This window comes from Bacteroides helcogenes P 36-108 (genome assembly GCF_000186225.1).
Lineage (GTDB): Bacteria > Bacteroidota > Bacteroidia > Bacteroidales > Bacteroidaceae > Bacteroides > Bacteroides helcogenes.
Genome location: NC_014933.1, coordinates 3,391,392 through 3,415,548, shown reverse-complemented (window position 1 = coordinate 3,415,548; position 24,157 = coordinate 3,391,392). Strand labels below are relative to the sequence as shown.

Annotated in this window: 23 protein-coding genes; 9 read left to right on the top strand and 14 right to left on the bottom strand. The window is 41.5% G+C overall.

Annotated elements, in window-relative coordinates; genetic code table 11:
- Positions 1-51: 51 nt before the first annotated feature.
- From rpiB to BACHE_RS14130, 5 genes are all read right to left on the bottom strand, one after another.
- On the bottom strand, positions 52-483 hold the full coding sequence (rpiB, locus tag BACHE_RS14150; protein WP_013548390.1) for a ribose 5-phosphate isomerase B: 432 nt from the start codon (positions 481-483) through the stop codon (positions 52-54).
- Positions 480-2,492, bottom strand: coding sequence for a transketolase family protein (locus tag BACHE_RS14145; protein WP_013548389.1), 2,013 nt, complete (start codon positions 2,490-2,492; stop codon positions 480-482). The genes rpiB and BACHE_RS14145 overlap by 4 nt, the downstream gene beginning before the upstream one ends.
- 178 nt (positions 2,493-2,670) lie before the next feature.
- Positions 2,671-3,825, bottom strand: a complete 1,155-nt coding sequence (galK, locus tag BACHE_RS14140) for a galactokinase (protein ID WP_013548388.1) — start codon at positions 3,823-3,825, stop codon at positions 2,671-2,673.
- A gap of 46 nt (positions 3,826-3,871) precedes the next feature.
- Positions 3,872-5,152, bottom strand: coding sequence for an MFS transporter (locus BACHE_RS14135; protein WP_013548387.1), 1,281 nt, complete (start codon positions 5,150-5,152; stop codon positions 3,872-3,874).
- Between the two features lie 41 nt (positions 5,153-5,193).
- A complete protein-coding gene (locus BACHE_RS14130; RefSeq protein ID WP_013548386.1) occupies positions 5,194-6,291 on the bottom strand; it encodes an aldose epimerase family protein in 1,098 nt (365 codons plus the stop codon).
- A gap of 201 nt (positions 6,292-6,492) precedes the next feature.
- Between BACHE_RS14130 and BACHE_RS14125 the strand changes: the two genes are divergently transcribed.
- Positions 6,493-7,464, top strand: a complete 972-nt coding sequence (locus BACHE_RS14125; protein WP_013548385.1) for a type I phosphomannose isomerase catalytic subunit — start codon at positions 6,493-6,495, stop codon at positions 7,462-7,464.
- Between the two features lie 83 nt (positions 7,465-7,547).
- Here BACHE_RS14125 and BACHE_RS14120 read toward each other — a convergent pair whose 3' ends face one another.
- The 4 genes from BACHE_RS14120 to BACHE_RS14105 all read right to left on the bottom strand — a co-directional run bounded on the left by BACHE_RS14120 (position 7,548) and on the right by BACHE_RS14105 (position 9,795).
- The gene (locus tag BACHE_RS14120) at positions 7,548-7,811 is read right to left on the bottom strand and encodes a hypothetical protein (protein WP_013548384.1); all 264 of its coding nucleotides are present in this window, start codon (positions 7,809-7,811) and stop codon (positions 7,548-7,550) included.
- An 11-nt stretch (positions 7,812-7,822) separates the two neighbouring features.
- The gene (locus BACHE_RS14115; protein ID WP_013548383.1) at positions 7,823-8,185 is read right to left on the bottom strand and encodes a phage holin family protein; all 363 of its coding nucleotides are present in this window, start codon (positions 8,183-8,185) and stop codon (positions 7,823-7,825) included.
- A 22-nt stretch (positions 8,186-8,207) separates the two neighbouring features.
- Entirely contained in the window at positions 8,208-8,417 is a 210-nt protein-coding gene (locus tag BACHE_RS14110) for a YtxH domain-containing protein (protein ID WP_013548382.1), read from the bottom strand.
- 109 nt (positions 8,418-8,526) lie between these two features.
- Positions 8,527-9,795, bottom strand: a complete 1,269-nt coding sequence (locus BACHE_RS14105) for a DEAD/DEAH box helicase (RefSeq protein ID WP_013548380.1) — start codon at positions 9,793-9,795, stop codon at positions 8,527-8,529.
- A gap of 356 nt (positions 9,796-10,151) precedes the next feature.
- Here BACHE_RS14105 and BACHE_RS14100 point away from each other — a divergent pair, with 356 nt between their 5' ends.
- From BACHE_RS14100 to BACHE_RS14065, 8 genes are all read left to right on the top strand, one after another.
- Positions 10,152-10,652, top strand: a complete 501-nt coding sequence (locus BACHE_RS14100; protein WP_013548379.1) for an SPOR domain-containing protein — start codon at positions 10,152-10,154, stop codon at positions 10,650-10,652.
- A 240-nt stretch (positions 10,653-10,892) separates the two neighbouring features.
- Complete coding sequence (cysQ, locus tag BACHE_RS14095; protein WP_013548378.1) at positions 10,893-11,705, top strand: 3'(2'),5'-bisphosphate nucleotidase CysQ; 813 nt, start codon at positions 10,893-10,895, stop codon at positions 11,703-11,705.
- A 12-nt stretch (positions 11,706-11,717) separates the two neighbouring features.
- Entirely contained in the window at positions 11,718-13,271 is a 1,554-nt protein-coding gene (locus BACHE_RS14090) for an SLC13 family permease (RefSeq protein ID WP_013548377.1), read from the top strand.
- 7 nt (positions 13,272-13,278) lie between these two features.
- Positions 13,279-13,878, top strand: a complete 600-nt coding sequence (gene cysC / locus BACHE_RS14085; protein ID WP_013548376.1) for an adenylyl-sulfate kinase — start codon at positions 13,279-13,281, stop codon at positions 13,876-13,878.
- A 6-nt stretch (positions 13,879-13,884) separates the two neighbouring features.
- On the top strand, positions 13,885-14,796 hold the full coding sequence (cysD, locus tag BACHE_RS14080) for a sulfate adenylyltransferase subunit CysD (protein ID WP_013548375.1): 912 nt from the start codon (positions 13,885-13,887) through the stop codon (positions 14,794-14,796).
- 30 nt (positions 14,797-14,826) lie between these two features.
- Positions 14,827-16,284 carry a sulfate adenylyltransferase subunit CysN gene (gene cysN, locus BACHE_RS14075; RefSeq protein ID WP_013548374.1) on the top strand — a complete coding sequence of 486 codons (1,458 nt, stop codon included), beginning with the start codon at positions 14,827-14,829 and terminating at the stop codon, positions 16,282-16,284.
- Positions 16,285-16,293: 9 nt separating this feature from the next.
- Positions 16,294-17,400, top strand: a complete 1,107-nt coding sequence (locus tag BACHE_RS14070; RefSeq protein ID WP_013548373.1) for a cholesterol-responsive sulfotransferase — start codon at positions 16,294-16,296, stop codon at positions 17,398-17,400.
- A 26-nt stretch (positions 17,401-17,426) separates the two neighbouring features.
- A complete protein-coding gene (locus BACHE_RS14065; RefSeq protein WP_013548372.1) occupies positions 17,427-18,389 on the top strand; it encodes a PCMD domain-containing protein in 963 nt (320 codons plus the stop codon).
- A gap of 44 nt (positions 18,390-18,433) precedes the next feature.
- Here the strand turns inward: BACHE_RS14065 and BACHE_RS14060 are convergent, their stop codons facing one another.
- From BACHE_RS14060 to BACHE_RS14040, 5 genes are all read right to left on the bottom strand, one after another.
- Entirely contained in the window at positions 18,434-19,183 is a 750-nt protein-coding gene (locus BACHE_RS14060; RefSeq protein ID WP_041579451.1) for a YjbH domain-containing protein, read from the bottom strand.
- Between the two features lie 113 nt (positions 19,184-19,296).
- Positions 19,297-20,457 carry an OmpA family protein gene (locus BACHE_RS14055; protein WP_013548370.1) on the bottom strand — a complete coding sequence of 387 codons (1,161 nt, stop codon included), beginning with the start codon at positions 20,455-20,457 and terminating at the stop codon, positions 19,297-19,299.
- 49 nt (positions 20,458-20,506) lie between these two features.
- Complete coding sequence (locus BACHE_RS14050) at positions 20,507-21,349, bottom strand: DUF3869 domain-containing protein (protein ID WP_013548369.1); 843 nt, start codon at positions 21,347-21,349, stop codon at positions 20,507-20,509.
- A 12-nt stretch (positions 21,350-21,361) separates the two neighbouring features.
- Complete coding sequence (locus tag BACHE_RS14045; protein ID WP_013548368.1) at positions 21,362-22,609, bottom strand: hypothetical protein; 1,248 nt, start codon at positions 22,607-22,609, stop codon at positions 21,362-21,364.
- 258 nt (positions 22,610-22,867) lie between these two features.
- Positions 22,868-24,007: a site-specific integrase gene (locus BACHE_RS14040; RefSeq protein ID WP_013548367.1), complete on the bottom strand. Its 1,140-nt coding sequence runs from the start codon at positions 24,005-24,007 to the stop codon at positions 22,868-22,870.
- Between the last annotated feature and the right edge of the window lie 150 nt (positions 24,008-24,157).

Below are 24,157 nucleotides of genomic sequence, written 5' to 3'. Positions count from 1 at the left end.
TAGAGCCTCTTATGTTTTTATGAACAGCTTTTTGTTCGCTTTGCTTGTTCTTTATACAGGAATTTTCTCGATTCTCCGTTGATGGCGTCCGCCTTCAAACGGGGTAGAGAAGAATCTTTCCATGATGCTGTCCGCCTCTTGGTTGGTGATGAAGCGTCCTGGCATTACGAGCACATTGGCATCATTGTGCTGACGTGCCAGACCTGAAATTTCAGGTGTCCAGCATAAAGCGGCACGAATACCCTGATGCTTGTTCAGCGTCATGCTGATGCCATTTCCACTGCCACAGATTGCGATTCCCGAATAGCATTCTCCCGCCTCAACGGCCAAAGCTAACGGATGGGCAAAGTCTGGATAGTCCACACTTTCCGGCGAATAAGTGCCGAAATCCTTGTATTCCCAGTCTTTGGCTTCCAGCCATGTCTTTACGTATTGTTTCAGTTCATATCCAGCGTGGTCAGAACAAATTCCTATTGTTTTCATTGCAACATCTCCTTTACTTGTTTATACACGTTTTCGGCCGTGAAGCCAAGCTTTTCGTCCAGCACTTTATAAGGTGCGGAGAAACCGAAAGATTCTAATCCCCATACTTTGCCATTGTTGCCTACCAGTCCTGACATATTTACAGGCAGGCCGGCTGTCAAGCCGAATACCTTAATGTTGCCGGGGATAATGCTCTCCTGATAGCCTAAAACCTGACTGCGGAACAAGCCTTCGGACGGAACGGAAACAATGCGTAGCTTGATGCCGTCTTTGCGCAACAGCTCGGCGCCGGCTACCAATGTCGCTACCTCCGAGCCGGAAGCTACAAGGATAATATCCGGATTTGCGTCTGAACCCGCTACGATATAAGCTCCTTTGGCAGTTTGTGTATAATCATTTCCGGCCGGCAGATTTGCAATATTCTGACGGGAGAAAATCAATCCTGTCGGAGTAGCCATGTTTTCCATAGCAAGTTTCCATGCCATAGTGGTTTCTTCCGCATCGGCGGGGCGGAGTACAAGCATGGAATTATGCCCTTTGTGGTTTTTCATTTTTTCCATCAGGCGTATTTGTGCCTCCTGTTCTACCGGCTCATGAGTAGGTCCGTCTTCACCTACACGGAAGGCATCATGTGTCCAGATAAACTTCACAGGCACTTCCATAAGGGCTGCCATGCGTATGGCCGGTTTCATATAGTCAGAGAATACAAAGAAGGTTCCACATGCGGGAATGACACCGCCGTGCAACGCCATACCGATACAGCAGCATGCCATAGTCAGCTCGGCAACGCCTGCCTGAAAGAAGGCTCCACTGAAATCGCCTTTTTTAAAAGCATGGGTTTTCTTCAGGAAACCATCAGTCTTGTCTGAGTTGGACAAGTCGGCGGATGCAACAATCATATTTTCTACCTGAGTGGCAAGAGCTCCCAATACAGTAGCGGAAGCAGCGCGTGTTGCGACGTTAGCTTTTTGTTCGATAGCCGCCCAATTTACTTCAGGGGCTTTGCCGGAAAAGAAGAGCTCCAACTTAGCGGCCTTTTCCGGATTGGCTTTTGCCCATGCGGCTTTGGCCGCATATTTCCCTGCCATGATTTTCTTTAGTTCGGCAGTGCGCTTTGCATATAGTTCAGCCACTTCGGGGAAGAAAATAAATGGGTTGGTGGGATCTCCGCCAAGGTTTTTGATTGTATTGACATAGGCATCTCCGCCGAGGGGAGCACCATGAGTGGCACAGTTGGCTTCATAGCTGCTTCCGTCTGCTTTGCGTGCGCCTTTTCCCATGACAGTATGGCCGATAATTAAAGTCGGCCGTTCTTTTTCTGCTTTAGCTTCATTTAAAGCGTTGCGGATTGCATCAGGATCATTACCGTTGATTGTGATGATTTTCCATCCCCATGCTTCATATTTCTTGCCGGTATCTTCAATAGTCACATCTTTGGTTTCAGTAGAAAGCTGGATGTCATTGGCATCGTAGAACATGATGAGATTGTTCAATCCAAGTGCTCCGGCGATACGTCCGGCTCCCTGGGAAATTTCTTCCTGAACGCCGCCATCAGAGATATATGCATAGATGGTTTCATCCATCACTTCTTCAAAACGGGCTTTCATGAATTTGGCGGCTATGGCTGCACCTACTGCATAGGCATGTCCCTGTCCTAATGGCCCGGAAGTATTTTCGATGCCGCGCATGATGTCACGTTCAGGATGTCCCGGAGTGGGACTTCCCCATTGACGGAACTCTTTCAACTCATCTATCGTGAATTTGCCCGCCAGTGCCAAAGTGGAATAAAGCATCGGTGACATGTGTCCCGGATCGAGGAAGAAACGGTCGCGGCCTTCCCATGCCGGATTTTCAGGGTCATATACAAGGAACTCGGAAAAGAGCACGTTTATAAAATCAGCTCCCCCCATGGCGCCACCGGGGTGTCCGGAATTGGCCTTTTCAACCATGGATGCAGCGAGAATACGGATATTATCCGCTGCACGGTTCATAAGTCTGTTGTCATTCATATTATTGTTTATTATTAGTTTTGATACTACTATATAAGCGGATTTGCTTTGAGTTTGTTGATTTTAACAGTACAAAGATAACTCTTTATGTGCAATTAGCAATACAATCATATAAAAACACATAGGACATTTTCCCATAAGGGAAAATGTCCTATATTAATTATTGCGGGAAATAAATTTATTCCAATCTGCGTGCGCCGTCACTAATGACTACATCATAGATTTTAGGACTTCTGCCAAATTTATTTTTGAATTCATCTTTGGCTTTTTCTATGAATGTGCTATACAGTTCATCTTTTACCAGATTGATAGTACATCCGCCAAAGCCGCCACCCATCACACGAGAGCCGGTAACTCCGCAGTCAAAAGCAAGGTCGTTCAAGAAATCGAGTTCTTCACAACTTACTTCATACAGTTTACTCATGCCATGGTGAGTCTCATACATCTTTTGACCTACGGTTTCGTAGTCACCTTTCTCCAACGCATCGCAAACATCAAGTACACGTTGAATCTCTTCGATGACATATTCGGCACGCATGTAATCTTCTGCGCTGATGTCCGCTTTGGCTTCTTCCAACATTTCCATTGTACAGTCGCGTAAGAATTCTACATGCTGATGCTTTTTCTGAATGGCTGCAACTGCTGCTTCGCAACTTTGTCGGCGTTTATTATATGCTGAAGATGCCAGTTCATGTTTAACAACTGAGTCAACAAGAACCAAACGATAACCTTTAGGATTGAATGGGAAATATTGATATTCCAGTGAACGGCAATCCAGCCGGATGAGGCTGCCTTGTTTGCCGAATACAGAAGCAAATTGATCCATAATACCGCAATTCACGCCACAATAGTTGTGCTCTGTAGCCTGTCCCACTTTTGCCAATTCAAACTTATCTATTTTGTTGTCACCGAATAAGTCGTTTAAAGCATAAGCATAGGTGCTTTCCAATGCAGCCGAGGATGACATTCCCGCGCCAAGAGGCACATCACCGGCAAAAGCTGTATTGAAACCTTTTACGTTTACTCCACGTTTCATCATTTCCCGACATACTCCGAAAATATATCTTGCCCAACTGGCTTTAGGAGCATCTTCTTCTTTCAAGCCGAATTCCACGTAATCTTTCAAGTCAATGGAATAAGCTTTTACGGTATCTGTTCCGTTTGGCTTTATCTCTGCGATCATCCCTTTGTCAATAGCCCCCGGAAACACGAAGCCACCATTATAATCTGTATGCTCACCAATAAGGTTGATACGTCCCGGAGAAGCATAAACTGCTCCTGTTGTTCCGTCAAAATGTTTGATGAAACGGCTTCTTACGTTCTCTATATCCATGATATTTATATTTTATAAGGTAAATAATTAGAATCCTTTTGTCGGGTTATTTTTCCGAGTTGACGTTCTTTGAACCTATTAAAGCGTAGAACAGAATATAAGCGGCGCAGAAGAGCACTACCCAATAACTGGTCATGTAGTCGGTAAGATCAGCCAACCAACCTTGGATGGCTACCATAACCGCACAGCCGAATACCATTGTCATAAAGATTCCACTGGCGATTGCAGTGTATTTGCCAAGCCCTTCGACTGCCATATTGAATATACCGCCCCACATTACACTGGTGCACAGTCCAACAAGAAGAAATGCGAATATTCCCACTGGCACTTCCGCCCAAATAAGCTCTAACTTAGCCCAATCTATGCCCGGAACATTTACTGTGACATCTACAGGAGCAAACATTCCGAAAGCTACGAGTACGAGGCTGGTGATGGAAACCACCGTAATCATCTTTCTGCTTGAAATCTTTCCTCCAATAGTGCCACCGACAAAACGGCCTACAAGCATCATCAGCCAATAAACGGCAACTATAAGTCCAACGATGCCGGCATCCATGCCTAAACCCGGAGTGCTTGCATCAGGTGCTGAAGACAGATATTGAAGTATGTAAGTCGGAGTTCCTACTTCAATTCCCATATACAGGAAAATGGCGAGAATACCGAGAACGAAGTGGCGGTATTTCATAGCACCTTTGATAAGGCTGGTATCTACCGGAGCTTGTTCAGGTTCTTCGATTTTGGTAAATAGGATGACGATGAAACCGATAATGAAAATTGCCAGTGCAATCATCAATGCTGGTGTAGCGTCGGCAATATGAGCTTTAGAAGCATCTCCGATTAAAGCCCCCATGATAATATATACAGCTACGGCAGCACTACTGTTAAAGACGCCACCGATTTGGATAAGCTGGTTTCCTTTATTTCCACCACCACCAAGGAGGTTCAGCATTGGGTTAACTACGCAGTTAAGGATACACATGGTGAAACCGCTGATGAAAGCACCGATAAGATAAACCACGAAAGCGCTTTCTTTGCCTACGTGGCCGCTGAACCATTGGACAAGAATGCCGATAATTCCTACGAGTAAGCCGATAAGAGCCGTTTTCTTATAACCGAACTTGGCAATGAGCATACCGGCTGGAATACCCATAACAAGGTAAGCGATAAAGTTTCCGTAGTTGCCGATTTGAGAAAGCACATTACTGGCGCCGAAATCGTTCTTTACGATGACTGCCATCGGCGAGCAGAGGTTGGTAACGAAAGCAATCATTGCGAAGAGCGCAATCATAATAATGATAGCTCCCCATTGTTTTTTTTGTTGACTCATGATAAATTTAGATATTTGAATTTGGATTAATAATCTTGTCTTTATTCTTGTACACCGAATTTATAAATGGTTATCTGTTGATATTCATCACCCGGTAATAATACTGCTGACGGGAAATGGGGATTGTTTGGAGTATCAGGGAAGCATTGGGCTTCAAAACATATTGCGCTCCTTGCAGGAAAAGTCGCTCCATGGGCGCCAGCGAAACCTCCTAACCAATTTCCCGTATAAAGCTGTACACCATTTTCCGTAGTATATACTTCCATAGTACGTCCGCTGACAGGCTCAATGCAAGTTGCGGCAAGACTCAACTCTCCGGTTTCGGTCTTGTTCAATGCGTAACAATGGTCATATCCCGTTCCGTTTATTAATTGCTGAAATTTATCATCAATCCTTTCACCGACAGTATGGGGGGTACGAAAATCCATAGGAGTGCCTTCTACTTTTAAAATTTCTCCAGTAGGAATGGAAACTTCATTTATGGGAATATAATGATCTGCGTTAATGGTAACTATATTATTTAAAATAGTGGGGGAGGGGGTGGCAATACCTGCCAGATTGAAGAATCCGTGATTGGTCAGGTTAACTATCGTTGATTTATCTGTGGTGGCCCGGTACTCTATTACTAAGGCATTTGTTTCATTCTCCAGACGATAAGTCATTTCTATTTCCAAATTTCCGGGAAATCCTTCTTCTCCATCGGCTGACGTATAATTGAAAATGATAGTGCTGGAGTCAGGCTGAACGGCATCCCAGACCTTGGTGTGAAAGCCAGTAGGACCACCATGCAAAGAGTTGGGGCCATTATTTATTGTTAGCTGATGTTCCTCACCGTAAAGGGTGAATTTTCCTTTGGCTATGCGATTGCCATATCGGCCGATGGTTGTATTGAGAAAAGGCTCAGGGCTGTTGATCACATGGTCTATACTGTCATGCCCTAATATGACATTTGCATATTTTCCATTCTTATCGGGAACCATTATGGAGAGGATGGCGCATCCGTAGTTGGTGACTGCCACTTCCATTCCCTGAGAATTTTTAAGGATAAATAAATCTGTCTTTTTATCGTTTATATCCTTTTGAAAATCTTTTTTATCCAGACCGGATAAATTACTTTCTGTTGGAGTAGTGTTTATCATATTTCAATGGTATTAATTAAATTTCTTGCAAATAAAAAGAAATTCTTTTGTTCCCCCAAGCAATTGGATAGAAATGTGGAGAACATTTTAGGAAAGTTTAGCGTTTAACAATTAGAATACAAATTGATATTTTTCGTATGTTTGTCCCCATAATCAAATAAATCACATCATTAATTGAAAGTTTTAATTAAAAAACAACGAATGTATCCTCTAAAATTTGAGCCTATCCTGAAGCAGATTCTTTGGGGAGGCGACAAGATTATTCCATTCAAACATTTGAATGAAACCCTCTCCAATGTGGGGGAGAGCTGGGAAGTCTCGGCTGTGGAAGGTAGCGAATCCGTAGTTGCCAATGGGGCCGATAAAGGACTGACACTACCAGACATGGTCAGAAAGTATAAAGAAGACTTGGTGGGCGAAGCTAACTATGCACGTTTTGGAAATAAGTTCCCTCTGTTGATAAAGTTTATTGATGCTAAATTGGACTTGTCTATTCAGGTACATCCTGATGATGAGTTGGCGAAAAAACGTCATAATAGTTTTGGTAAAAATGAAATGTGGTATGTTATAGCTGCTGATAAGGACGCCAAACTTATTTCCGGTTTTTCCGAACAAATTACACCGAAAGAATATAAGGAAAGAATTTATAACGGAACATTTGCCGAAGTATTGCAAACCTGTGCAATAAAACCGGGAGATGTTTTTTATGTACCTGCGGGGCGTGTTCATGGCATTGGTGCGGGAGCATTTGTGGCAGAAATTCAGCAAACGTCAGATATAACTTATCGTATTTTCGATTATAACCGGAAAGATAAGGATGGCAAATCACGTGAACTGCATACCAGCCAGGCTATTGATGCTATAAACTTTTCGGATGTACAGGATGATTTCCGTACGGAATATGATCAAGTACAGAATGAACCGGTAGAAATAGTAGCAAGTCCCTATTTCACAACTTCTATTTATGATATGACAGAAGAGATAACCTGCGATTATTCGGAATTGGATTCTTTTGTTATTTTTATTTGTGTAGAAGGCTCTTGCAACATCATTGATAATGAGAAAAATGAGATTTCGATGGAAGCTGGAGAAACAATTTTACTTCCTGCCGCCATTCAGGAAGTGACTATCATTCCGCAAGGGAGTGTAAAGTTGCTTGAAACCTATGTCTGATTTATGATGTTTAAGTAATAAATAAAGGGTGCAAATTTAAAGATAAACTTTATTTGCACCCTTTTTGTAGTTTCTTCTGATAATTATCTGTGGCCTTTTTCAAAGAATCTTCTGATTCTCTTCATAAGCTTTAATCCTAACATCATACCGTCAAAGACTGCCATACCCGTATTGAATGCTCTTATCATTGCACCGGCTTTATTGGTCGCAGGAGCAACGGGCGCAAATATATCCCTTGTAATGTCAGTCATAATTTCCTTCTGTACACGTATTTGCTGCAATAAAACAGCTTTCTGTTGCGCTATGCTCTCCAAGGTAACAGGAATGGTATCTGACGTATTATTCATGAGATATTTTATCAATTGGATTTATTATCTAAAAAGAGTCCTGCAAGAAATTTTACAGTCGGATTGATGATAATCGTTTTTCGGAATAAGACAAGCAGGATGATGAGCAATAAATGAAAACATGCAATGAGGGCATAACTTGCTATCAACCCGCCTACCAATGGGGCTAAAACGTAAACCAGAGTGAACGACAAATGAAACAGAACCACTACGCCGAGTATGCCGACCAACAGCACTAAAATAAGCGTTGACAATAAAACTGAAAGCTTTTCGGTTACTTCCAGCTTTGTATATTCCTTTTGGAGCTCCAGATATTTTTTGAACTCAATGAATAATTGCTGGATATTTTCAATGCTTTTGTCGTCTGCGAACATGGTGGTCCTGTTTTGAATGGTTCTACTCCGTTACCTCACCCTTCATTTCCGATGCAATTTCATCTACCAGGTTTTCCATCTCATTTCGACTCAGACGGATACCTTTTTTACGAAGAATTTCTGCTATTTTGTGACGGGTATCCTCTCCTTTTTCGGGAGCGAATAAGATACCTACGGCCGCACCTACGGCTGCACCACCCAAGAAAGCTGCTAAAACGTTCAATCCTTTCATAATGTGTTCCTTTCTTTTTAAAAGTTCATGATGACAAAAATAACAATATTTTTTGAAAGATTGTTCGGAATGAGTGTTTTTTTTTGCAGATTTTCTTTGCTTACAGCCATTATTTCTTGTTAGTATTATTCTGTGCAGTGCGTTTTTGTCTTCTCCAGAAATCTCCGTTCGAGCGTTTTCCCCGGTATGTTTTGTTTTCTTTAGCTTTAGCTTTTATTTCTTCTGTTTTTACCTCTTGGGCATTTATTCCTTCAGTAGTGATAAACGGATGGTGCTCAATCACCGGAATGGTTTTTCCTATCAGCTTTTGAATGTCTTTCAGGTATGGCAGTTCTTCTGATTCGCAGAACGAAAGCGCAGTGCCTTCATGTCCGGCACGCCCGGTACGTCCGATTCTGTGTACATAGGTTTCCGGCACGTTGGGTAACTCATAGTTGATGACATGAGACAGTTGCTCCACGTCAATGCCTCTTGCAGCAATGTCGGTTGCGATGAGCACACGTATGGTGTGACTTTTAAAACCGGTAAGTGCGCGTTGGCGTGCATTTTGTGACTTGTTGCCATGTATGGCTTCTGCCGATATTCCTGATTTACTGAGAATTCGGGCAAGCTTGTCTGCGCCGTATTTTGTTCTGGTGAAAACAAGCACTGATTCAATAGCCGTATTTTTCAGCAGATGAATTAACAAGTCTTTCTTCTCTTTCTTTTCTACGAAATAAACCGATTGAGAAATCGTGTCAACGGTAGAAGAAACCGGTGTTACTTCAACTTTCGCCGGATTGGATAGCATTGAGTTTGCCAGAGTTTCTATTTCGGAGGGCATTGTTGCGGAAAAGAACAGAGTCTGTCTTTGTGTGGGCAACATTTTCAATATACGGCGTATGTCATGTATGAAGCCCATGTCGAGCATGCGATCTGCTTCATCCAAGACAAAGAAATCAAGTGTCTTGAGATTGATAAATCCTTGATTTACCAAATCTTGTAAACGTCCGGGTGTGGCAATCAGTATTTGTGTCCCCCGCTTCAAATCATCTGTTTGCGGCTTTTGTCCTACACCTCCGAAGATAACTGTATGCTTTAGTCCGGTATATTTGCCATATGCCTCAAAGCTTTCGCCTATCTGTATCGCCAATTCGCGGGTAGGGGTTAAGATAAGTGCTTTTATGCCTTTGCGGTTGTCCGTCTTGTATAACTTTTGTAGGATAGGGATAGAAAACGCTGCTGTCTTACCGGTTCCGGTTTGGGCACATCCTAATAAATCTTTTCCTTGAAGCAATATGGGGATAGATTTTTCCTGTATTGGAGTGGGGGTGGAATATCCCTCTTCTTGAAGAGCTTTTAATATTGGCTCTATCAGTTTTAAATTTTCAAATGTCATGTAGTTAATTAAATGGGCCTCATGCCCTGTTTTTTCGTGACAAAGATACGGTAACTCTTTCGGTAGAATTCTGTTTTCTGATAGGGTTTAATTTTATTTAACTAAGAAGGTGGGGGAATAATAGCAGGTTATGGTGTACTTTTGTTCCATATCCGAAATTGTGTGTAGATGGAAAAAGGCTTTAAAGTTCGGGTGAATATCTGTGGATAGTGTATTTTATGGTAGCTATGAGATGTTTTTGGGGATTATTCTTTGAAAGATGGCGAAATTTCTATTAATTTGCTGTCTGAAAATATCGATGAGGAAATGAAAGACTAAGAATAGACATAGAATTTATTAACAAAAAAATAAGAAAAATGAGAAAATTAGCAGTGCTGGGAATGGGAGTGTGCATCGCTCTGGCATTCTCTTCATGTAAATCAAGTGAAAGTGCTTATAAAAAAGCGTATGAAAAAGCTAAGCAACAGGAATTGGCTGAACCACAAAATACTGTTCCTGCAGAAGAAGTGACTTCAGTTACAAGCGCTCCTGTGGTTGCCAAAGTTGTAGAAAGTTCTCCTTCCGGCATACGTCAAGAGAAGGTAACGGTTGTATCCGGTACTAACGGCTTACAAGATTATAGCGTTGTATGTGGTAGTTTTGGAGTGAAGGCAAATGCAGAAAACTTAAAAGACTTTTTAGATAAGGAAGGTTATAATGCACTTGTTGTTTTCAATGCAGATGCTGCTATGTACCGTGTGATAGCAAATACTTTTGCAGACAGAGCTTCAGCTACTGCTGCTCGTGATGCGTTTAAAGCAAAATATCCTAATCGTAAAGATTTTCAGGGTGCTTGGCTGTTATATCGCATTAATTGATTGAATTCTTTTTGGTAATTTATAGAAAAGGAGAATCTCTCTCCTTTCAGGATAAGGCGGTAACTGGGAAGTTACCGCCTTTTTTGTACTATGTTTGGAAATGGAGGAGGGGATTTCAAGATTGTAAAAAGTACCTATGAATTTCTTTTTTCGTTTAAAAGAAGTTATAAAATGAGATGCGAAAACTTTTTCCACCAAAAAAGTTTTTAGCTTTGCACTTCATATTCGGAAAAATATCGTATGGAACGACAATATATATTAAATGCAATTGACGCAGCTCTGCGGGCAGGTGAGGAAATACTTTCTGTTTATAACGATTCGGAGTCTGATTTCCAGATAGAGCGAAAAGCGGATAATTCACCACTGACAATTGCAGATCGTAAAGCTCATGAAGTAATAACTGAATTTTTAAGTAGTACCCCGTTTCCTTTGCTGAGTGAGGAAGGAGAACATTTGCCTTATTCGGAACGAAAGAATTGGGAAACGTTGTGGATTATAGATCCACTGGATGGGACGAAAGAATTTATCAAGAGGAATGGAGAGTTTACTGTAAATATAGCTTTGGTTTGCAATACTATTCCTGTGATGGGAGTCATTTATCTGCCGGTAAAGAAAGAGCTTTATTTTGCAGAAGAAAACTTAGGGGCATATAAGCTTTCCAATATAGTTGATCGGGAGGCTCTCTCTCTGGAAGATCTGGTGGCATCCGCTACCCGTTTGCCGGAGAAAAATGCACATGACCGTTTTGTGATTGTGGCTTCTCGTTCACATCTGACACCTGAGACGGAAGCTTATGTTGAGGAGATGAAATGTCATCATTCGGAAGTGGAATTAATTTCAAGTGGCAGTTCCATTAAAATTTGCCTGGTTGCAGAAGGAAAAGCAGATGTATATCCTCGTTTTGCTCCTACGATGGAATGGGATACGGCTGCGGGACATACCATAGCCCGTGCTGCGGGAATGGAGATATATCAGGTAGGGAAAAAAGAGAAACCCTTGTCATATAATAAGCAAGAACTTTTGAATCCCTGGTTTATAGTAAAAACTAAATAAAAGACAACTGATATGACTTTTGAAATCCTGTTTATGCTTTTAACGCTCTCAGGCATGGTGCTTGCTTTGGTATTGGATAAAATGCGTCCGGGAATGGTGCTCTTTTCAGTTGTTGTATTACTTCTTTGTGCAGGCATTCTAAGTCCGAAAGAGATGTTGGAGGGATTTAGCAATAAAGGAATGATAACCGTTGCAATGTTGTTTTTGGTCAGTGAAGGAATCCGCCAGTCGGGAGCTTTGGGACAGATTATAAAGAAGCTGTTGCCACGGAAGAAAACTACTGTATTTAAGGCACAGCTTCGTATGTTGCCTATGATTTCTTTTATTTCTGCTTTTTTGAATAACACTCCGGTGGTCGTTATTTTTGCTCCGATCATTAAGAGATGGGCGGAATCGGTGCAACTACCTGCTACTAAATTTCTTATTCCTCTTTCGTATGTAACCATTCTTGGTGGAATATGCACTCTGATAGGCACTTCAACCAATCTGGTGGTACATGGAATGATATTGGAAGCTGGTTATGAGGGCTTCACTATGTTCGAATTGGGTAAAGTAGGAATTTTCATCGCTGTTGCGGGCATTATTTATCTGTTTGCATTTTCTTCCAAACTCTTGCCGGATGCGCGTGCCGATAGTGCCGGTTTGGGGGAAGAACAGGAAGAATATGGAAATTTGCATCGTGTAGAGGCAGTTTTGGGCGCCCGGTTTCCCGGCATCAACAAGAAACTTGAAACCTTCAATTTTCGGCGACATTATGGGGCAGAGGTGAAAGAAATAAAACGTGGTGGACAGAGTATTGTCCGGAACCTGGAAAATGAATATTTTCGGGAGGGCGATACATTGGTTCTGATGGCAGATGATTCTTTTGTGCAGACGTGGGGGGAATCTTCTGTATTTGTGTTATTGGCAAATGGTCATGATACAGAACCTGTTCCCGGTAAAGGCAAACGTTGGTTTGCTCTTCTTTTATTGATTCTGATGATAACAGGAGCCACAGTAGGAGAGCTTCCGGTGATGAAAGAGGTTTTCTCCGGCATTAAGCTGGACATGTTCTTTTTTGTCTCCGTTACTACTGTCGTAATGGCATGGGCAAAGATTTTTCCTGCCCGTAAATATACAAAATACATATCTTGGGACATTTTGATAACGATTGCCTGTGCTTTTGCTATCAGCAAGGCGATGGTCAATTCTGGTGTGGCAGATGTAGTCGCACATTATATAATTGAAATGAGTGAGCATTATGGGCCTCATGTATTATTGGCTGTTGTATTTATTATAACAAATCTGTTTACGGAGCTTATAACAAACAATGCGGCGGCGGCTCTTGCTTTTCCGTTGGCACTATCTATATCAGCACAGATGGGAGTTAGTCCGATACCTTTTTTTGTGGTAATCTGCATGGCTGCATCCGCCAGTTTTTCAACGCCTATCGGTTATCAGACGAATTTGATTGTGCAAGGTATCGGTAATTACAAATTTACTGACTTTGTTCGCATTGGTTTGCCGTTGAATATAATTACATTTTTGATATCCATTATTTTAATCCCATTAATATGGCCGTTTTAATTGAATTATGACAGATAATATATATCCTATCTTTGATAAAATGTTGGCGCGGCAAGATAAAGAGAAACTTCTTGGTCAACATAGTGCGATGATTTGGTTCACCGGTTTAAGTGGCTCGGGTAAGAGTACAATTGCTATAGCCTTGGAGCGCGAGTTGCATAAGCGTGGATTACTTTGCCGAATTTTGGACGGTGATAATATCCGTAGTGGTATCAATAATAATTTGGGCTTTACAGAAGCCGACCGTGTTGAGAATATACGTCGAATTGCGGAAGTTTCCAAGCTTTTTATTGATGCTGGAGTTATCACAATCGCAGCCTTTATCAGTCCCAATAATGATATTCGTGAGATGGCTGCCAATATTATCGGACAGGATGATTTTCTGGAAGTCTATGTTAGTACACCCATTGAGGAGTGCGAACGGCGTGATGTTAAAGGACTTTATGCCAAAGCACGCAGAGGTGAAATCAAAAACTTTACGGGGATTTCAGCTCCATTTGAAGCACCTGCTCATCCGGCACTGACGCTTGATACCTCTGTGCTTAGTTTGGAAGAATCTGTAAATAAGCTTTTAGAACTCATTTTACCAAGAATTCAGAAGAAATAATTTATAATGAAAGAAGAATATAAGTTAAGCCATTTGAAAGAACTCGAAGCTGAGTCTATTCATATTATCCGTGAAGTGGCGGCGGAGTTTGAGAATCCGGTAATGTTATATAGCATAGGTAAGGATTCTTCGGTGATGGTACGTTTGGCAGAAAAGGCATTCTATCCGGGTAAAGTGCCGTTTCCTTTGATGCATATCGATTCTAAGTGGAAGTTCAAAGAGATGATACAATTCCGTGATGAATATGCTAAGAAATACGGTTGGAACTTGATAGTAGAGAGCAATATGGAAGCTTTCCATGCAGGTGTAGGTCCCTTTACTCATGGTAGCAAGGTGCATACGGACTTGATGAAAACGCAGGCTTTGCTTCGCGGACTGGATAAATATAAATTTGATGCTGCTTTTGGCGGTGCGCGTCGTGATGAAGAGAAATCGCGTGCGAAGGAGCGTATCTTCTCATTCCGTGATAAATTTCATCAATGGGACCCTAAAAACCAACGTCCTGAGTTGTGGGATAATTATAATGCTCGTGTTCACAAAGGAGAAAGCATTCGGGTATTTCCTATAAGCAACTGGACGGAACTTGACATTTGGCAATATATCCGTTTGGAGAATATACCTATTGTACCGTTGTATTATGCCAAAGAGCGTCCTTGTGTCGAGATTGATGGTAATTTGATTATGGCCGATGATGATCGTCTGCCGGAACAATATAGGGATAAAATAGAAATGCGCATGGTGCGTTTTCGTACATTAGGTTGCTGGCCGCTGACCGGTGCAGTAGAGAGCAATGCCGATACAATTGAAAAAATAGTGGAGGAGATGATGACTACAACTAAGAGCGAACGTACTACTCGTGTGATTGACTTCGACCAAGATGCAAGCATGGAGCAGAAGAAACGTGAAGGCTACTTCTAAGTAATTAAAAATTAAGAATTAAATTTGAGGATGGATAATAAGTTAGATATAAAGGCTTTCTTGGATAAAGACGAGCAAAAAGATTTGCTGAGATTGCTTACTGCCGGTTCGGTAGATGACGGAAAGTCAACTTTGATAGGACGTCTGTTATTTGATAGCAAGAAGTTGTATGAAGACCAGTTGGATGCATTGGAACGTGATAGTAAGCGTATAGGGAATGCAGGCGACCATATTGACTATGCATTGTTGCTGGACGGATTGAAAGCCGAACGTGAGCAAGGCATCACTATTGACGTGGCTTACCGTTATTTTTCAACGAACAATCGTAAATTTATTATAGCAGATACTCCGGGACATGAACAGTACACACGTAATATGATTACCGGAGGTTCTACTGCTAATCTGGCAATCATTTTAGTTGATGCTCGCATGGGTGTTATCACACAGACTCGCCGGCATACTTTCTTGGTTTCATTATTGGGAATCAAACATGTAGTGCTTGCCGTTAACAAAATGGACTTGGTAGATTTCTCAGAAGAACGTTTTAACGAGATTGTAGACGAATATAAGAAATTTATAGCTCCTTTGGGACTTCCTGATGTCAATTGCATTCCTTTATCGGCATTAGATGGCGATAATGTTGTAGAGAAGTCTGACCGTACACCTTGGTATAACGGTATGTCTCTTCTTGATTTCCTGGAAACAGTACAAATAGGCAACGATCATAATTTCTCTGATTTTCGTTTTCCGGTGCAATATGTATTGCGTCCTAATCTTGACTTTCGCGGCTTCTGTGGCAAAGTGGCTTCAGGAATTGTGCGTAAAGGAGACGAAGTTATGGCATTGCCGTCGGGTAAGAAGTCGCGCGTCAAAAGTATTGTCACCTACGATGGAGAACTGGATTATGCTTTCCCTCCCCAATCTGTTACGTTGACTTTGGAAGATGAGATCGACGTTTCACGAGGTGAAATGTTGGTACATCCCGATAATCTTCCAATTATGGACCGTAATTTTGAAGCCATGTTAGTATGGATGGATGAGGAGGTTATGGATATCAATAAATCCTTCTTTATTAAGCAGACTACTAATTTGAGCCGTACACGCATTGACCATATCAAATATAAGGTAGATGTTAACACAATGGAACATCTTTCCATTGAAAATGGAAAGATGACTAAAGAAACGCTTCCGATGCAACTAAATCAGATAGCGTGTGTTATTCTGACTACTGCCAAAGAATTATTCTTTGACCCGTATAAGAAAAACAAGCCTTGCGGTTCGTTTATCTTGATTGATCCGATTACCAATAATACCAGTGCGGTGGGAATGATTATCAATAGGGTAGAAGATAAAGAAATGCATTTGTCAGAAGAGATTCCTGTGTTGAATTTGCCGAAGTTAGGTATTGCTTCTGAACATTATGCTGCCATAGAGCAGGCTGTGAAAGACTTGAGTCGTCAGGGCTTTGAAGTAAAAATTGAAAAATAATAGAAAAGGATGGGCTTATTAGAATTCAGCAAGCTGCCGATAAATACATTGGTCGGTGCTGATTGGAAAACATTTAAGGATATAACAGGAGGGCGTGAGATTGATGTTGCTTATAAAAGCAAATACCGTTTAACCAAGGCTGTTTGCCGCATGCTCTCTGCTTTGACTCCTTTGCAAGACAGACGTTATAAAAGGCTGTTGGCTGATAGACCATTGGAGCACGATCCTGTATTTATTTTAGGACACTGGCGCAGTGGAACGACGTTTGTGCACAATGTTTTTTCTTGCGACAAACATTTTGGCTATAACACCACTTATCAGACTGTATTCCCGCATCTGATGATGTGGGGGCAACCGTTTTTTAAGAAAAGCATGAGTTGGCTGATGCCTGACAAGCGTCCTACGGATAATATGGAGTTGGCTGTTGATCTTCCGCAGGAAGAAGAATTTGCTTTGGCCAATATGATGCCTTACACTTATTACAACTTTTGGTTTTTACCTAAGTATCAGCAAGAATATGCGGATAAGTATTTGCTGTTTGATGGCATTGCAGAGGCAGAGTTGAAAGTGTTTGAAGAAACTTTTATGAAATTGATAAAGATTTCGCTTTGGAATACGCATGGAACCCAGTTCTTGAGTAAAAATCCTCCTCATACGGGACGAGTGAAGGAACTGGTGAAAATGTTTCCGAATGCCAAGTTTATTTATTTGATGCGTAATCCTTATACGGTGTTTGAAAGTACCCGCAGTTTCTTTACTAATACAATTCAACCATTGAAGTTGCAAGATATCGGTAACGAGGAATTGGAAAAGAATATTTTGTCTGTATATACCAAGCTTTATCATAAATATGAAGCAGATAAGGCGAGTGTTCCTGCCGGTAATCTTATTGAAGTGAAATTTGAAGATTTTGAAGCCGATGTAATGGGAATGACCGAATATATTTATAATACTTTGTCAATTCCGGGATATGCCGAGGCACATGCCGATATCGAAAAGTATGTGGGTGGCAAGAAAGGCTATAAGAAGAATAAGTATAAATACGACGATCGCACGGTACAATTGGTTCAAGACAATTGGAGTTTTGCATTGAATCAGTGGAGGTATGAACTGTAATAATTAATATCTTTTAATATAGTAAGATGATTCAAAAGAAAGTTTGTATGTTGGGCGTGTTGTCTGCTATGTTCTGTTGTGGAACAGCGTTGGCACAGCACAAAGTAGAAATGATTCCTTTTGGAAATATGGATCAATGGATTGATCGTCAAATAAAGGAATCGGGTATTATTGGCGGGGCCACTAAAAATGTATATGCCATTGGTCCGGCTGCCACAATTCGTGAAAACAAGGCATATAAGAATATGGGTGGCTCTCCATGGGCTACATCCAATGTCATGGCCAAAGTGGCAGGTATTACAAAGACGAATACTTCTGTTTTTCCGGAGCAGAGAGGCGATGGTTTTTGTGCGAGGATGGATACCCGAATGGAAAGTGTAAAGGTATTGGGTATCGTAGATATTACAGTATTGGCCGCCGGTTCCATGTTTTTGGGTGAAGTACACGAACCTATAAAGGGAACTAAGAATCCCCAGAAAATATTGAATTCCGGCATTCCTTTCACAAAGAAACCGGTTGCCGTTCAGTTTGATTATAAGGTGAAGATGTCTGATCGTGAGAAGCGTATTCGGGCAACAGGGTTCAGCCGTATTACAGATGTGGAAGGGAAAGATTTTCCTGAAGTGAACCTTTTCTTACAGAAGCGTTGGGAAGATGAAAAAGGTAATATTTATGCCAAGCGCGTTGGGACGATGGTCATACGCTATTATGCTACCTCCGATTGGCATAATAACGCCACCTATTCCATCATGTATGGAGATATCACGGGTGATCCTGCGTATAAAGCTCACATGATGCGTCTTCAGGTAGAAGAACGGTATGCCGTTAATAGTAGGGGAGAAAGTGTTCCCGTAAGAGAGGTGGCTTGGGGCACGGACGACGATGAACCCACGCATCTACTGCTACAGTTTACCTCAAGTCATGGTGGAGCATATATCGGTTCTCCGGGAAATTCACTGTGGATTGATAATGTGAAGTTAGTATATTGATTTTGTATAAAATGAAGGAGATACCTTAAAGAAAGGTATCTCCTTCATTTTAAGTAAATCTTATAAGTGAGTCCTCCTGTGAAATACCGCATCTTCTGCATCTCCATCTGTATGTGCAGATGGTTGAACAATAAATAGGTAGCTCCCAAAGCAAAATCCTTGGAGTCATATTCGGCTATCAGCCTCAATTGCGGATGAAAGGTGGGATTATAGGTGACGCCCAGCGCAAGCCCGTTCAGCTTGTATTCATTCCGTTTGTTATAAAGATAAGAAAGGTGCACGCCTATTTCTTCCCTGCCCAGAGGGATATGCTTGGTGGCGGCCACATAAAAACGGCAGAAATAGCCGTTCCCGTCTGTCGATGAAATTTGCCCGTCTCCCGATTCCGTGTAAGGATCGGAAGTTCCGAATACCACAGCCGGCATGTGCTTCCAGAATTGTCCCTCCTTCAAGGCTCTCAGGCGGAGGGAGAAATACCTGTCCTGATTCGTGAATCCCGTGTATCCGTAGGGCGCCAGTCCCAGTGCCTCGGCTTTGAACAGGGTGCAAGTGTATGCCACTTCCATCCAGGGGAATATGGTGACATTCAGGAAGTAATTGTAAGTATGGTAATACCAGGTGGGAGGAGTCAGTTCCTTGTTCATGAAATTACCGCCAATCATGACGGTCTTGTCACGTTGCATCTCGGCGGAGGGAGCATGCAGGAGTCCTGTGGTTCCATACGTCAACTGGGCGGATGCCTCCAACGACAAGCAGGAAAACAGTATGAAAAAAAGTCGTTTAAACTTCATCATTACATAATAGTTTGAATCAGAAAATGCCTTGCAGCATCAAGTCTCTCATTGAAAAAAGGCGTCTGAAAAATCCAGACGCCTTCTTTTTAGAGTCTATTGCATCTTGACATGCATTATTCCAGGATAACCACGCGGTTCAGGAAGTTCTTTCCGAACATGTTCTCAGTACCGCCGAATCCTACGAGTTCGAGTTGGTCTTTGTCAACGCCCTGAGCAATCAGAGCATCGTAAACGGCCTGGGCACGTTTTTCAGACAACTTCTGGTTCCAAGAAGCACTACCCGTAGCTTTGTCAGCATAACCGGCAATCTTGTATTTCTTATCAGAGTTAGCTTTCAGCACCTTAGCGGCCAATTCAATGTTAACCTTGCCATAGTCATCAATCTTGGCACTACCGATCTTGAAGAAGATGGCGCGAGGACCGGCAACCTGAACTTCCTTAACGACTTCCTTAGTTTCAGGCTTCACATTAGCCAATGCATTCTTAGCGTTAGCCAAGTCAGCCTGTGCCTGTGCAAGTTCGCTTCTGTATTTATTGATCTCTGCATTGAGCGCATCTTCATCAACATTGGAAACACGGGCAAATTTCTTGCCGCCGAAAGTATAGGCAACACCTAAGTTTAGGCGGGCAGTAGCTTCAGCCTTACGGCAGTCACTTGCATCACCGAAAATAGAAGGAGTGACTCCTACGCGTCCTTCAAGGTTGATGGCCCATTTGGCATTGATGTCGTATGATAATCCTAAACCGGCTGTTGCACCGAAACGGATTTTCTTGTCACCGTTGGTTTCAAGAAGATATTCGTCTGTTGCTGTCGTAGCGTTAGTAAAGGAAGTACCCTTGGAAGAGTAGTTTGCAGTAGGACCGCCGAACAAATATAAATTGAATGCACGGTCAGGATTGTAGCCGCCGAACAAATTGATCAAGTTCAACATTGCATCCAAATTTACTTCACCAAACTTTTTGCAGTATTTGTGATATTGAGAAGCACCACTGACAAAGTAGCTGTTATTTTGGTTGTCAAGGCTCTGTGAGATGCCGCTAACGACACCGCGCACGCCCCATACCGGAGTAATATACTTACCGAACTGAATGTTAAAATTCAATGTCGGAGTGTTAAAACCATCGTTGAGTACGGACATACCGCCAACGCCAAAGCCAACGAACAAGTTGTCGCTTGCTTTCTTCGTATAATAATTCTTCTTAGCTTCCTGTGCATTACCAGCTACAGTCAAGCTTGCCAATAAAATTGACGCGAGCAAGAATTTTGCTTTCATTTTCTTATATCGTTTTTAAGTTATCGTTATTAATTATCAAACACACACATTATTCAGCTTCAATGAGACCGCCACCTGCGTTTTGAGTTCCATGACCGTGTCCGTGAGAGTAGTGTGCATTGAATGCTGCTTCTTCAGGCTCTATGCTATAGTTGTTCTTGGAAACAACAGTGAATGTACCAACTGTATCAGTTCCACCCTTACGTACTATGTTGTAAGTGGTCGTAGTAACAGTGCCTTTGTAGATTACTCTGTAATAAGACCATGCAGAGAAAGTATATGTTACCTCCTTCTTTTGGCTCTTGTCATAGGTCATGCTGGTGGCTAAACTGCTCAATGTCGCATAGTCTGTCGTTGCTTTTTGCTCATTGTAAGCATAATATTCAAAAGTGCGCGTCAGCATATACTCTTTGTCGTTCAAACACCAGTCACTGCCATTATGAGAGTGAGTCTGATCACTTAACGGTTTTGTAACCATAGCAGCTTCCTCTTGAGATTTCATAACAAAGTTATACTCTGAAGAAAGAATGATGTTAGCGCTATAAGTAATCTTGCCACCAACCTTCTTTGCATCTGTATTTACGGTAGCCGTTCCTGTCATGCCATCGTAAGTGGCAGTGATGTTAACAGCACCGCCTGCAAAGCCATTGGCGAAAGTTGTTGTACCGGTAGCGGTCAAAGCGCCGGTAACTGTAATCGTAGCCTTGGCAGTGACGTCATTACCGGTCAATGCATCCATTACAGATACGTTTAATGTAACTTCTGCAGGACTGGTCTGGAAAGTTGCATTCAAATCCTCTTTCTCACAAGATGTAAGTAGAGAACCTGTCATAAATACTACGGCAAATGCGAATATCGCACCCATGCCATTTAAGAATTTACTTTTCTTCATCTCAATTTAAAATTAAAAATTTAACAATTCTGATTTAATAAAATATGGGTTAAAACTGTTTTCTTCCATTATATTGTCACTCGTTTCTGCTCTATATTGTTTGTAATAATATCGCTCATTACCGGCGTTATAAGCTATTCCGAAATTGGGAGAAGTGTTTATTCTCGGCCAATTTTTGTGCCTTTTATACTTGTAAGGTGGCAGAGCGACTTGGAAACGGAATCCGCCATTTGTTTTTGCACCTTCAGCTTTCATCATATAAAAGCCTATTGAGCAATATCGGAAATGGCGTATCATCTCTGCTTTTATACCTTTTTCTTTCATCAGATACTTCTCTGCTTTCAGATTGAACCGAACATTGTATTGGGGCCAATAAAAACTTCCCCCCAATGTCCATGTAAAAAACTTCTCACTGTTGTCATAGTGATATTTAAAGCCATCCCAATATCCTATACCAGTGTATCCTATCCGTGCCAACAGGCTGAAACGTTCATCTTTAAAGGGACGGGTGAAACTCAGGTCTATGCCATATCTGCTTGAATTAAAAGTTCCGATAGTCAATCTGCCGAATATATTATATGGCAATCGTACACTTTGTGAGATAGTGACATGTCCCGGATGAACTTTGTCTTCAATGTTTCCATATCCATCGTTATAAACGGGTATTTTAACTTGGGCTGTCAGTTTCATCCCTTTCCAAAAAGATACTTCCACTGCTGGGCTCAAATCAAACAATACTTGATAGATTTGTGTTATTATCAAGTTTTTGAGCGAAAGCTGAGGATATACCAATACATCAACCTTAAACAAAGAGCGATTTTTCGTCTTTACCTTTTGCGCCAACTTCCATGAATCGCCCAAATCGTAACTGACGTTCCAATCCCGGCGTTCGGCTTTCGACACTGTATCACCTTTCACGGGGTGATAGTAAAGAGAGATTTGAGGCACATTGTTGTTCAAAACAATTATCCGGCATGGCTTTTCCTCCGGTAAACCCAACTTTTGAATGACATCAACCGCTTTTCCAATGCCAACACCTTGCAGACGATATGCCGAATTTTGCAATACATATACACGCTCGTTGTCATCTTCAGTCCACCCCACATTCTCAAATCCCATATCCACTAAAGCACTAACCGCACTTTCTCCCGTTTGGCTAAATCCCCTTAAAGGAAGCAAACAGTATAAAAAGAACGCTACGAACCAGGCTATTGTTTTAGTAGTTAGGCACTTTTTTATGTTAGAGTTTTTATACCTCATCTTTTTTTTCTTTTTTGTATCTGCTACGACACAAAATACGGTGCAAAAATAGACACATTTTTAATAATACCAAAGCTTTTTATCTGAAATAATGAAATAATGTGGTTTTTTCTTTAAACTGCCCTCTGAATGTACAGAATGTTCACAAGTAACCGATTATGGCTTTCGCAACGAAAGTATGGGAAATAGTTCCGAACATGCATAATGTTGTTTTTTGTGCAAAAAAATGACGTGCATCACCTTTTCCTTATACAGACATTAACTGATGTCAGGTATTAATGCTATGGCTTTTACTTTGCTTTCATCGACAATTTTTGCATAAATCTGGGTTGTCTGTATATTTGTGTGTCCCAACAGCTTGGATACAGTGTATAAATCGGCTCCCAATGTCAGTAGCATAGTGGCATGTGTATGGCGGGCCACGTGGAAGGTGATATGCTTCTGTATATCAGCTTGCTTGGCCCATTTATCCAATATTATATTGCTGCGGCTCAAGGATATCAAACCGGCAAACACCGTATCATCATCTTGTGCCATGTCCCTTTCCGGTAAATACTTTACTGCCTCATGGCTTAAAGGCAGTGATATGGCTTCTTGTGTCTTCTGCTGAACAATGCTTAGGGAAGCATTGTGGGCATCATCATAGTGAATATTTTTCCATTTGAGTGCCGCAATGTCACAGTGTCTCAATCCACAGAAGCAACTGAACAAGAATGCCTGTTTCAATAGCTTGTTATAAAAGGGGGTACGGACCAAACGTTTTAGTTCGCTGATGGTGAGGTATTCCCTTTCCCTTTTGTGATTCTTGGGCTTTTCTTCATTTTTTATTTTGTTTATGGGATTCTCAGATATATATTCTTCGGAAACAGCGTGGTTTAGGCAGTAGCGGAGCATTTTGAAATAGTAGAGTTGGGTGTTGGTGTGTAATCCCTTTTCTGCTTTATGGTGCTGTTGTTTGGCTTTTTTCAGATATTCTATAAACCCTAAAATATAGCTTTTGTCTATCTTTTCGAGCAATATCCCTTGTGGGTCGTAGCGCTTCAAATGATGAATAATAGCTTGTAAAATGTCTTTCTTGGCTCTGTTTGTGCTGCCGGATTGTACTATCTTCTCTATATAATTGATTAGTTTTATATGAGGGAATCCGGTGCGATTAAAGTTGTATGTTTCATTCTGGAGTTCTACGATTTTCTGCGATTTGATGGCATTGGCCAGTTTTAAAGTTTCATCATTTCTGAGTTTGTCTTCTTTTTCCGTTTCGGGTATCAGGTATAGTTTTAAGAATTCATATTTCCGTTTTCCATTTGTATATATATCAAGATATATAGATTGATAACCGTTAGATAATTTTTTCATTCGTACTTTAATGGGGTCTTTCGTTTTTAATTGTCTTTTCATCTTTTCTAAATAAATTTATAGTTGATTGTTAAAAATAACAAGATAGCAACAATATGCCGACTGCACATGTGAAGCAAACCTTGCATTAATTGTGCCATCCATTTGCTCTCGTCTTAGAAACATGAAGATTGTGAAGGATAACAAATGGGT